General features: G+C 37.7%; 10 protein-coding genes, 2 tRNA genes and 3 other RNA genes. 9 read left to right on the top strand and 6 right to left on the bottom strand.

Annotated elements, in window-relative coordinates; genetic code table 11:
* Positions 1-66: 66 nt before the first annotated feature.
* From AC3ANL_RS11720 to AC3ANL_RS11730, 3 genes are all read right to left on the bottom strand, one after another.
* On the bottom strand, positions 67-747 hold the full coding sequence (locus AC3ANL_RS11720) for a Dph6-related ATP pyrophosphatase (protein WP_488329383.1): 681 nt from the start codon (positions 745-747) through the stop codon (positions 67-69).
* A gap of 259 nt (positions 748-1,006) precedes the next feature.
* Positions 1,007-1,771: a DUF3891 family protein gene (locus AC3ANL_RS11725; RefSeq protein WP_488329384.1), complete on the bottom strand. Its 765-nt coding sequence runs from the start codon at positions 1,769-1,771 to the stop codon at positions 1,007-1,009.
* Positions 1,772-1,946: 175 nt separating this feature from the next.
* On the bottom strand, positions 1,947-2,657 hold the full coding sequence (locus tag AC3ANL_RS11730; RefSeq protein WP_488329385.1) for a hypothetical protein: 711 nt from the start codon (positions 2,655-2,657) through the stop codon (positions 1,947-1,949).
* A gap of 321 nt (positions 2,658-2,978) precedes the next feature.
* On the opposite strand from AC3ANL_RS11730, the gene AC3ANL_RS11735 reads away from it, so the two are divergent.
* From AC3ANL_RS11735 to AC3ANL_RS11770, 8 genes are all read left to right on the top strand, one after another.
* Complete coding sequence (locus tag AC3ANL_RS11735) at positions 2,979-4,010, top strand: DUF3231 family protein (RefSeq protein WP_488329386.1); 1,032 nt, start codon at positions 2,979-2,981, stop codon at positions 4,008-4,010.
* A 177-nt stretch (positions 4,011-4,187) separates the two neighbouring features.
* Positions 4,188-5,147: an aldolase catalytic domain-containing protein gene (locus AC3ANL_RS11740; protein WP_488329387.1), complete on the top strand. Its 960-nt coding sequence runs from the start codon at positions 4,188-4,190 to the stop codon at positions 5,145-5,147.
* Between the two features lie 108 nt (positions 5,148-5,255).
* Complete coding sequence (locus AC3ANL_RS11745; protein ID WP_488329711.1) at positions 5,256-5,846, top strand: molybdopterin-dependent oxidoreductase; 591 nt, start codon at positions 5,256-5,258, stop codon at positions 5,844-5,846.
* Between the two features lie 251 nt (positions 5,847-6,097).
* Positions 6,098-6,188, top strand: a tRNA-Ser gene (locus AC3ANL_RS11750).
* 9 nt (positions 6,189-6,197) lie between these two features.
* Positions 6,198-6,560, top strand: a transfer-messenger RNA (tmRNA) gene (gene ssrA / locus AC3ANL_RS11755).
* 93 nt (positions 6,561-6,653) lie between these two features.
* A tRNA-Asn gene (locus AC3ANL_RS11760) sits at positions 6,654-6,725 on the top strand.
* Positions 6,725-6,809: signal recognition particle sRNA small type (gene ffs, locus AC3ANL_RS11765), an RNA gene on the top strand. Before AC3ANL_RS11760 ends, ffs begins: the two co-directional genes overlap by 1 nt.
* Before the next feature lie 199 nt (positions 6,810-7,008).
* On the top strand, positions 7,009-7,299 hold the full coding sequence (locus AC3ANL_RS11770) for a hypothetical protein (protein WP_488329388.1): 291 nt from the start codon (positions 7,009-7,011) through the stop codon (positions 7,297-7,299).
* A 110-nt stretch (positions 7,300-7,409) separates the two neighbouring features.
* Here AC3ANL_RS11770 and rnpB read toward each other — a convergent pair.
* An RNA gene (gene rnpB / locus AC3ANL_RS11775) (RNase P RNA component class B) lies at positions 7,410-7,798 on the bottom strand.
* 296 nt (positions 7,799-8,094) lie between these two features.
* Entirely contained in the window at positions 8,095-8,337 is a 243-nt protein-coding gene (locus AC3ANL_RS11780) for a glutaredoxin family protein (protein ID WP_488329389.1), read from the bottom strand.
* Between the two features lie 551 nt (positions 8,338-8,888).
* Here AC3ANL_RS11780 and helD point away from each other — a divergent pair.
* Complete coding sequence (helD, locus tag AC3ANL_RS11785; RefSeq protein WP_488329390.1) at positions 8,889-11,198, top strand: RNA polymerase recycling motor HelD; 2,310 nt, start codon at positions 8,889-8,891, stop codon at positions 11,196-11,198.
* A 63-nt stretch (positions 11,199-11,261) separates the two neighbouring features.
* Here helD and AC3ANL_RS11790 read toward each other — a convergent pair whose 3' ends face one another.
* Entirely contained in the window at positions 11,262-12,143 is an 882-nt protein-coding gene (locus tag AC3ANL_RS11790) for a LysR family transcriptional regulator (protein WP_488329391.1), read from the bottom strand.
* Positions 12,144-12,175: the final 32 nt, after the last annotated feature.

The following is a 12,175-nucleotide window of genomic DNA, read 5'->3' on the forward strand; positions in this document are numbered from 1 at the left end:
GCTAACATAGTAAAATGCTTGGAGTACATCCAAGTGTTTTACTATGTTAGCTGAAATATGATTTTCTCAATTCTTATCTAATAGGCAATAACTCTTAAATTCCAGCTTCTTTGTCGTTTCAAGCTGGATTAATTCTCCCTTTTTCAAATCAATCCTTTTTGTAAATAAAGGGCCATCAAATACAAAGGTATGAAATTCACCAGATTCTCCCATTGGACATATCGTAACCTGTTGAACATCTTGTAAGAACGATTCATCAATACTTCTGCCAAGCCACGTTTCATCTAATAAATCTTCGCGCACACGCACAACAACTGCTTCATAGCCAGATTGAACAAAGTTTTCCAGCGATTGTAGGGCATCTTCCTTTTTCATCCAAAGGGGGTACAAGGCATCAACTCCCGCAACGGCAGCAACTTTTTCGCCCCAGTCCCGATGCTCATCCAAATAAAGATCTCCAAAAGCAATTCCCATAATTTTATATTGATTTTTCAAGGATAGGACTGTTTTGATAAATTGATCTGTATAATTTTCGTAGGTACATTCTATAAAATAAACAGGTATGGAAAGTGATTCTCCTTGTAATGAAATCATTTCAGTACGCTCTCCATGACCAAATGTTCGACCGATTTCTTTTGGTACAGTCGTAACTAAACATGCAATTTCATATCCTTGTTGAACAAGGGAGTCTAGTGCCATGCAACAATCTTTTCCACCACTCCAAGATAAAACAATTCGTTTTTTCAAGATTGATCATCCTTAATAAAGTGTATTTTAATAAATTGAATATTCTTATTCTATCATAAAAAAAGCCATTACTTATCTCGGGTATGCAGGATAGGATAAACTAACTTCTTTTTAGGAAAGAACTAACCAAAAGTAAGGCTGCCTCATTCCAAAAGACTTTGGAATGACGGCAGCCTAAAAAGGTGTTTTATTGGTGTTTCATTTCGAATAAGCGATGTGCTTTAAAATCAAATAAGAACGATTCGTGTATATGTTTTGTCTATTTTAATATTACCTTTCTTATCGAATTAGGAGTTTCCTTGTATGCCTGTAAAATGCCATGCTCTTCAATTTGACTTTTCAACACAGTCCTATACGGCAGTCTTGCTTCAAATTCACTCTTCAGCGGGGAGAACGAAAGGGCAACCGTTTCTTGATTTTCCCAATGAGCCACGATGGGTTTGTCCGTAACAAAAGAAAATAATTGAGGAAATCCATTGCGAAAGAAGGGGTGCACCCTTTTATTATCTCCAGGTTCACTCAAGCAAATAAACAGGGAAAGATAATCACAAAATTTTAAAAGATCTAAGTGATACATTAAGGTTTCATTTTTTTTCTCGTTTCCCGCTATTTGCAAAACTTTTAAAAGCTGTTCCTGTCTTTGCTTTTCTCCATTCCAAAATTCCTTTACGGCTGGCTCGTCCGCATCCTGAATGAAGGAGGAGTAGTGCAAACTGCACAACAGCCCTGCGTACTTACTCATTTTTTCAACCTCATCCAATCCCTTTTTATAAAAAGCTATTTTCAATTCGGTCGGGTAGTCGATAAAAGAGTAGGGCTTATCCGTTTGATCATTCCAAACTGGAGACATATCCAGTTCAATCCAGCCCCGGTCATGTTCTTCGATTGCCAATAGCACTTCCTGCGTTTGTTGATGGTCAAAAAAATAATCCTCTTTACAATGTCGGGCGATTTGGCCTGCCATTTTGGCGTGGTCATTTTGAGTGGACATAAAGTAGCTTTGTTCTTGTTCCATGATAATCATTTATGTAAATCCTCTCTTTACAAAATATCAATGGTTACAGATTTTCCAAACGAGAAAGTCCATTGAAAAAGGAAATTACGGACAGACGGTTGGGGTATAGAATGTTACCTTTGAAATAGTGCCCTCTATTAATAGTGGGCACTTCTTGTTGGAACAACCTACACGACTGTTAATTTTACGCTAATCCTAGTTTTTCTTTCATTTTAGTAACCGCTTTGTCTAGTGCTGCATCTTCAACAATCGTTTCATCCGTATCCCACTGTTCACCTTTAGGTAATTCAAATTGGAACTGCTCGGCATATGGAGCAGGACGGTTCAATAAGTACTCAACAATTTCCTTTGCAATAAACTCTCTAGCTTCTTCTGGTGTCCGTTTGCCAGTAACGATTTCATGCATCATATTTAAAGATAGTGTATTCGCACCCTCGTTATCGCAATGTACAGAAACTTCGCCTTTAGTTCGATCAATCACAATGCTGCCTTCCAAACGTGCAACTAACCCTACTTTATCAGCGGGTACATGGTAATCGATAAACTGTTCGAGCACATCGGTATGCGGCTCAGGAAAATCATGAGGTACTTCGTCACGATGGGCAATGGTTCGTTTCCATGGACCGTTATGATACCAAATTAACTGGCTGGCAGTTGCTTCATTCGGTGGTCCGTTAAAGTCGAGGGTATTTTTGGCTGCCATTTTAGAAGTGTCAGGCCATTTATCAATAATCTTTTGAGCTGTTTCCATATCTACTGTACTAGTAGACCCCATATCTCGATCACTTCCACTAGCATGAAGTTTCTTATTGCTGGCCATTGCTGTAGCTGCCAATTCTAATCGAGCTTCCCCTGGTGCTTGGCTTGCCCCTGTTTTTTGTACATTATGATCCATTTGATATTCCTCCTATTCATATGATATACAGGTTGTTTTCCCATAAAAAGCTTATTTAAACTTAGGAAGGAAAAGGGGAAATTCAAGCCGTGAGGAGATAGGGTTTAGCTAAATTCTTGGAAATGACGAAGACGGTGGACTACCATTCTGAGGCAATTGGATGTTACTCTCATTAGAAATATTTTTTCTATCAGGGGGAACATTATTCTTGATAGGACAAATGGTAAAATTATTGTTTTTTGAGGCATAAAAGTTAATGGTCGTATTACACGCGGTAATTGTTGGTTTATTAATTAAAAAATGATAAGAGGAGGGGACAAAATGATTGAAGATAAAAAGGGAAGGTCCGAACCTAATCATATCCGTTTAACAGCTTCGGAAATAGGTTCTCTTTGGGCACAGTATTTAAACGATACCTTAGCAATTTGTGTGATGAAATATTTTAAAAATACTTGTGAAGATAAAGAAATCCTTCTACTTATCGAAAATTCCTTGAGCATAGCACAAAATGACATTAAAATTATGACGGAGATTTTTACTAAAGAAAATTATCCGATACCTTTTGGTTTTACTGATAAAGATGTAAATCCGCATGCACCTAGATTGTTTTCAGACGTTTTTATCCTGATGTATATACAAAAATTAGAGACAATTGCAATGGCAAGTATAAGTATGGTAATTGGAGTTTCGGCACGTTCAGATGTTAGTGATTTTTTTAGAAATTTACTTGTATCTGTATCTGATTTACACGATAAGGCAAGAAAAGTATTATTATCAAAAGGTTTATATATCCGACCACCGCAAATACCAATGCCAAGCAAGGTTGATTTTATAGAAAAACAAAGTTTTTTATTGGATTTTATAGGACATAAACGACCGTTAACGGCAATAGAAATAACACATCTTTTTATAGGGATCCAATCGAACGCTTTAGGGAAAGCAATGATGATGGCCTTTGCACAAGTGTCTAAAAATGAAGATGTAAAACAATTCTTTTTGGAAGGGAAAGGAATTGCTAATAAGCATATAAAAAAATTCAGTTCAATATTGAATAATGAAGATATTCCTGTACCTATGGGTTGGGATTCACTTGTTACCGATAGTACGGTTGCACCCTTTTCAGAAAAATTGATGATGTTTCATACAACTTATTTGATTGCCCTTGGGATAGGAAATTACGGTGCCGCCGCTGGAACTTGCCAAAGAATGGATTTGAATGCTACATATGTACGGCTTGCGGCGGAAATTGCTTTGTTTGCAGAAGATGGGGCAAACATAATGATTAACCACGCTTGGTTAGAAGAACCACCGTTATCAACTGACCGTAAAGCACTTGTTAATCAACCAAAGTAAATGAAGTGTTTAAGTCAAATATTAACAGCTTCCTTAATAGAGGAAGTCTTTTTTATGATCAAATGACCTAGTGTGAAAAATTTCTCCAATTTTAAAAAAAGTTTGACACTTTCTGATATAGTCCTTCATAATAACAAATAATATGACGAATAGCATAAAACAGGGGGAGTGGCAATTATGGTACATAACAGCAAAATATTAGACTGTACGATCCGAGATGGAGGGTTAGTAAACAATTGGGATTTCAGTGTCGAATTTGTTCAGGACCTATATAACGGACTAAGTGAAGCCGGTGTGGAATATATGGAAATTGGCTACAAAAATTCCGCTAAGCTTCTTAACGCGACTGAGCCTAATCCATGGAGATTTCTTGATGATCAATTCCTAAAGGAGGTCATTCCTGAGAAAAAGTTTACGAAGCTATCTGCTTTAGTAGATATTGGCCGTGTGGATCCAAATGATATCCTGCCCCGTGAGCAAAGTGTTTTGGATATGATCCGGGTGGCATGCTATGTCCGTGAAGTGGATAAAGGCTTAGAGCTTGTAAAAATGTTTCATGATTTGGGATATGAGACCACACTTAACATCATGGCTTTATCCAGTGTGCCTGAACATCAGCTGATTGAAGCAATGGAAATGGTGAAAGAAAGCCCTGTAGATGTTGTGTATATCGTGGACTCCTTTGGAAGCTTGGATCCTGCGGGAATAGCGCATCAAGTGAAAAAATTCCAATCACTGCTCCCTAACAAACAGCTCGGAATTCATACACATAATAATATGCAATTAGCATTCGCCAATACCTTGACTGCATATCAAAATGGAGTAACCTTCTTAGATTCATCTGTCTATGGCATGGGACGTGCAGCAGGTAACTGTAACACAGAACTTCTCGTTAGCTATATCCAAAAAACAAGCTATGAACTAAGGCCAGTACTTGGCATCATTGAAAAGCACATGGTAGAAATGAGAAATAAGTGGGAGTGGGGCTATATCATTCCTTACATGATCTCTGGAGTGCTGAATGAACATCCACGTGTTGCAATGGCGTATCGTAATACCGACGAACGAGACAATTTCGTGGATTTTTATGACAAGGTAACAACACCTGAAGCAACTTTAGCGACTGCGTCTAAGTAGTTTAAATATATAACCGCCTACTGGCGGTTATTTTATTATGATACGATAGAGCATATGTACGAATCACTTTACTTAAAAAATGATTAAGAGGAAAAAGGATGGTGTATGATGGAAAGACAGCTGCCGCCTGGACAATTTGAAACTGAAAAATGGCCCATACTGCACAAAGGGGATATCCCAGTGTTTAATAAAACCTTTTGGAGTTTCAGGCTTTTTGGTGAAGTAAAAGAAGAAAAGGTCTTATCGTATAAAGAATTCATGGAGCTTCCGAAGACTATTTCAACTGTTAACATGCATTGTGTGACCACCTGGTCTAAATTTGATACAACTTTTGAAGGAATTGCACTAAAAGAGTTATTAAAGTTTGTTGAAATCGATAAAGATGTAAAATACATAAAAATTTATGGTTACTATAATGGAGATAGATTTGGTTATTCTGCCAACCTGCCGCTCGAGCCTTTATTAGGGGACGATTCTTTGTTTGTATACCGTTGGAAGGATAAACATCATGAGTGGCAGGATATTGATCCAAAACATGGTTATCCGCTAAGGTTTATTCCACCTGAAGTATTTTATCTATGGAAGGGCTCGAAATGGGTGTCAGGGATTGAGTTTTTGAAAGAAGACGAAGCCGGTTTTTGGGAAGAGTTTGGCTATTCGATGACAGCAAATCCATTTAAAGAAGAACGGTATCGTTAGCATCGATTCTCCTTCGATACTGAAATAGAATGTTTACAGGGATGGTTCTCATGGATTTAATGGTAAAGTTCCCGCTCATGAGAACCGTTCCTATTAATATTTAAACAAACAGGTCAATATAAGATAACACAAAGTTTATATATTAATTAGGACTTTTGGACTACCAAATTTTACAGCTATCTTCCATTTAGAAAACATGATATATTTTTCTTGTAAGTTCATAACGAATTTACGTGTAAGTTTTTTATTACAGAGAAGTACTCAAGTGGCTGAAGAGGCGCCCCTGCTAAGGGTGTAGGCCGGGTAACCGACGCGAGGGTTCAAATCCCTCCTTCTCTGCCATTATATTATGGGAATGTCTTGGTATCGACAGGGATAGTTTGAGCTTATATGGCGAGTCGAGGGATTCGTCCTCGTTAAAACGATAAAGCCTAATAACTGGCAAACAAGACAATAACTTCGCTTTCGCTGCATAATAACAGACGATAGCGGTTCCTCCTTCCATCGTCCATGTGGTAAGGTAAGGGACTCATCTTAAGTGGACTACGCCGAAATCCACCGTCTGAGGATGCCGGAAGAGAATAATCAGACTAGCTGCTTCAATGCCTGTCAGTAGGCTAAAGAAGTGTGTGAAATGAATTCTACTGACTACACTCGTAGATGTATAAGTGCCAATATCTTTGCACACGGGTTCAACTCCCGTCATTTCCACTAAATAACCATCTTTAATACGATACATTAGCCGTGTAATTAAATGCAGGCAATTTGCCCTCAATGGGGTCCAAATCCTCAAGCAGGCACCATTATTCCGCAGTAGCTCAGTGGTAGAGCTATCGGCTGTTAACCGATCGGTCGTAGGTTCGAGTCCTACCTGCGGAGTCATAGTCCAACAAGGACACTAGGAACGGGTCAGGGCGGGAACGCAGCAGCCATAACTAGTGAAATTGTGTGGGCTATTACATAGGACAAAATAAAAAATAGATCAGACATCATCCATATTTTTGGATGGTGTCTGATCTATTTTTACAACAATCTTGCGGTCACATCCAATAATCGGATGTGACTTTTTATTTTTTTAGGGTATCTTATTGCTCGATAAAATTCTCATTAAGTATCACAACATTGGTTAAAATAAACATAAATAAGCAGAGGGGTGTTTCCAATGGCATATACATACAATCTCTACAGCTTAAACGACTTCGGATTTTCAAAATCCTTTCATATTAAATGTGAGATTCCGCCGCATCAATTTCGTTCAATCATGATGGAGTTTCGCCAGAATGGGGAAGACAACATGGAAGCTTTTGTAAAGTACATGAGTGAAAACTTTCGTGATTCGTTCCAGATTTTTGAATATGACGATGTTTTGCAATATGATGCGGATCAGGAAAACTCTGCAATCCTTGCAAATCTTTTATCTAACGGTCAAGACGACTTTCATAATCGGTTATAATTCTGTATTTTTGCTTTGCCATGAAGATTATGTATTGAAGGGGGAGCACACGAGAATCAATAAAACTCCCGCAATCATTGCTCTTAAACGATTAAATCAGCTCATGAAAGGGCTGTAAGCCAGGTTTTGTACTTCCTCCGTACTACAAACGGCAGCAAGCCTTGTACAGGAAGTAGTAGTCATATAACTATCGACTTATTGTCAATTCATCCGTTAAGTTCATATTCCCGCAGGATGATGCCCCTACCTAAATTTGGGTTGCTCGCTCGAGGGGTTTACCCGTTCCACCTTTTCCGTTTCCAGAAAAGCATCGTCACTGTGGCACTTTCAGGTTACTCTCAGCATATCAACAAGGACGTAGCTTGATTTCACCGCCGTCAGCCGAAATAATAACCGACTGCCCACCCTTACGGATGGCACGAACACTACAGGCATCTCAGCACTGTGCGAGCCTGGACTTTCCTCAGCTCCAATAATGGAACCGCGACTACTCACCATTTCATAGTATTTAATTCGTTTAGAAGCGACATGACTTAATATATCAGGATTCGCAGGATAAATCTCTAGTAGATTAATTCCATTGTTTCCAATTCATCTAAATTCGTATTTTCGTTTCATTGCCCACTGATAGAGAATAAGGGTGATGACGGTAAATGAAAGAGCGTTTAATTTTAAACATATATCAAAAATGGAAGTTTTATCAAACGGTTGAGTAAGGCGAACAATGCCATCCACTGTTCGCCAGTCCTATTTATAACACCATTAAAAAAGAAATTTTAAGCTTTTCAACAAGCATTATATACCTAAAAGTTCAGCCAATTTCGATTGATCAAAGCCTAGAATAACTTCCTCATGATCCCCGTCTTTGATAATGGTTGCAGGTGTAGCAGCAGCACCTAGATCAATAAGTTCATAGAGATATTGATCGTCTTTACGTATGTCTCTTTCTTCAAACTCAATTCCTTTTTCTTTTAACCAAAGTTTTTCCGCATGGCAAGGCGGGCATGTTTCTTGAGTAAATATAATCACTTTTTTCATTTCACTACCTCCGATTCATTAAAGCTATTGTATCATGAGAACAAGTATAGGCAGGAATAATTCGAGCTGCCGTAAAATATTTATATAAAAAATATTCAGTGTTCCTGTTAAGCTCTTAGAAGGGAGCAAATCCTTTGAATCGGAATAGAAACGTACAATTAACCATTTTTTTGCTTGTTTGCCTTCTAATCATTCTTATAATTCATGCCATTCTTCATATTAGAATTTACTTTGTATATACTACGAGTCTTGGTCCTATTTTCTTAATAGGATTGATTATTTTCCTAATTGCTTTATTGTATTATAAAGGATAAAAATGGTGAAATTAGATCTAATGGGCTTTGTATGGCAGGGCAGCTCCTATAAAGATTAACATGATGTGGGAAAGATCATCGACTACTTTTCACTTATTACTAACAAATAGTTTGTTTAAACACTTATGCCATGGTAAAATATAGCTCCATTATGAATGAAAGCATCTACAAAGCATGGTAGATGTTTCTTTTTGTTTTCATCCTGTTCCCATAGATGAGAGGTGACCCATTTAGAGAATGAGCCAAAAAAAGCAAAAATCAGTTCGGGATCATAAAAATTATCAAGCAGAAGTCGAGCGGTTAGAGTTTACAAAGGAATATATTAAAAGCGTTTTGGAAATGTCGAAGGGAAATAAAGAACAGTTTGTAGAGAATTTGAAAGAAGCCTTTGCTGATCTTGATACCTCAGATAGTAGTTTAAGCTACATGACCCTCCTCACAAATGCTCAATATTTAGAACTGGCCGAAAGTGAATTGGAAAGGTTAGCAAGTGTAATCGGCAAACCGTACTTTTCAAGGATCAATTTCACAAGCAGTGGTGACAGCAAAGAAGAGATTCTCTATATCGGAAAAGCTTCACTGTTTGACCGTGTGAATCAGACCCCCATTATTGTCGATTGGCGGTCGCCGATTGCCAATGTTTATTATGATGGCCGCCTAGGAAATGTAACCTATGACGCCTATGGGGAAACGCAAAGTGGTTATTTATCGCTAAAGCGACAGTATGAAATCGAAAATGGAATATTAAAAGAGATTCGGGATATCGATTTAACAACGCACGATGAACTACTCCAGAAATCCTTATCAGGAAAAGCGGACAATCGCTTAACCGAAATTGTCGCGACCATTCAAAATGAGCAAAATGAAGTGATTAGAGCCTCTCTTAAACATCCCATTATCGTCCAAGGAGCGGCAGGAAGTGGAAAAACAACCATTGCTCTCCATCGAATTTCTTATTTTCTATACTCTTCTGGTTATCGATTTCCTCCAGAAAAATTAATGATTCTAGCACCAAATCGATTGTTTATCGATTATATTTCCGCGGTATTGCCGGATTTAGGGGTAAACAAGATTAATCAAACGACCTATATTGAGTTTATGAGAAAATGTTTAGGCAGGAAAATAAAATTATTATCTCCTAATTCTAAATTAATCGCCTTTATTAATCGGAATGAAAAAACCAAATGGATCCAATGGGTTTCTAGTTTTAAAGGTTCCCTGGAATTTAAGGGGATCATCGATCGCTATTTGAAAGAAATTGAAGTAAATTTGGCCCCTTCCGAGGATTTTATCATTGAAAAATCCCGTCTCTTGAGAGGGGAAAACCTCAAAAGGCTATTTTTAAAAGAATTTCAATACTTACCGATCTATAAGAGGTTGGATAAAATCAAAAATGTATTAGCAAATGACCTAAGAATAAAAAAATCCATCATACTTTCTAAAATTAACAATAAATATGACGATGCTTTAGATAAGGCCCTGTACAGCACCAGGCTGGATGCAGATAAAAGAAGGGAAAAAGTAATCAGCTTTATGGATTCAAAAGCACAAAGAATAAAGACGGTGGAACAAGAGTCGAAAGTGGCAGTAAAAAATTATATGGATTCTTTTGTTAAAAAAGATATTTTTACTTTATATAAGGAACTGATGACATCGCCTGAACTTTTACAAATGTATTCACGTTCACTTTCAGAGATGGAATGCAAGAAGTTAAGTCACTATTGCCAAAAGGTTTTTGCTAAAAATGCCCTAGAACTTGAGGATTTAGCTCCATTATTTTATATGAAGGCGAAATTAGAAGGTATCGAAGAACCATTTAAAATGAAGAGCATTTTTATTGATGAGGCCCAGGATTACAGTTATTTTCAATTTGCCGCACTAAAAGAAGGTTTTGAAACAGATTTGTTTACAATCGTCGGAGATTTGGCCCAAGGGATTCATTCCTATCGAGGGTTACATAGCTGGGAGCCATTAGTAAAGGAAATTTTTCCTAATGCTAATTATCAAGCATTACAAAAGAGTTACCGAACGACGGTCGAGATTATGCATCTAGCAAACGACATTCTTTCGATTATGAATAAAGACCTGCCAAAGGTTGAACCTGTCATCCGACATGGGGCCAAACCACGTTTTACGAAAATTGATCCTGCCAATTTGCAGCAGGTAAGAGAAATACTTGAAGATGATATCCATTTATTAAAAGAGGAAGAGCTTAATTCAATTGCAATTATTGGAAGAACCGACAAAGAGTGCTTACGAATCTATAAAATGCTGGAAAATAGCCATCTTCCCATTCAGCTATTAGAAGAAAAAGAAGATATGAAAAAAGGCAGCGTGGTGATCCTGCCTTCGTACCTTTCAAAAGGATTGGAATTTGATGCTGTCCTGATTCTTACTATGGAAGAATCGTATTGTGATGAAGAGCTAGACATCAAATTATTGTATGTAGCCATGACTAGACCGATGCATCGGTTGTATTTATATGCCAGTGCAGCATCGGAATTATTATTAGATAGAGTTAACCCCGGAAGTATCGATACGGAGTGAAAAAATCAAGTGCCGGGCAGCGTCAAAATTTATCGGAGGGTGCCCGGCACTTTATTTTTTACTTTAGTCTTTCCAATCAAAATTCTCAATAAAATGTACAAATGCCTTCACGACATTCCATTCAAGAGACTCCTTATGATAATACATCCACGTCCTTCGCAATATCGGATTTCCTTCTTGATCAAGGAGGTTGATTTTTTGTAAGTCTTCTATACCAGTAATTACCCTGCTCGACAAGATGCCATAGCCTAAACCATTTAGAACCATTTCCTTACACGTATCAACTTGGTCGACTTCTATACTGATAAAGGGCGCTTCTGCATAGTTTTCAGCCCACCAATGATCAATGACAGTTTTTAATAAATAATCTCCTCGATATTCGATTCTAGGAAGGCGGGGGAGATCCCTACTATCAATCTTATCCATGGATGCAATGCAGATGGTTTCCTCAAATAATTGATGTTTTGATAATCCCCTCCATCCATAGTCTCCCCGAACAAAGCTAATATGAACATCTTTATTGTGGATAAGCTGAGTGACGTCTCTGCTCCAGCCGGTAGTTACTTTGAATTCCACATGGGGATATTGCATTTTAAATAGTTTTAAAATATAGGGGAGTTCATAATTCGCGAAAAAATTAGATACCCCCAATTTCAACGTACCTGCCACTTTATCACTCTCGTTATGACTCATATTTAGGACAGTTTCTTTTATCTTTTCATATTGAGCAAGGGCCTCCTCCGCACAATGGACAAGATATTCACCTTGTGGGGTAAAATGCACACCCCGGCTTTCACGGGTGACGATTTTTACACCTAGTTCTTCCTGCATATGCTTTAAACGAGTCGTTAAGGCGGGTTGAGTTAGAAATAAAAGTCGAGCAGTCTTGGTTAGATTTTTTTGTTGATAAAGAATCTTCAGTATTTCCCAATCTCGGTAATCCATTTTTCCACCCTGCTATCTGATATAAATTTTTT

This window comes from Neobacillus sp. DHD-1R, from assembly GCF_057747995.1.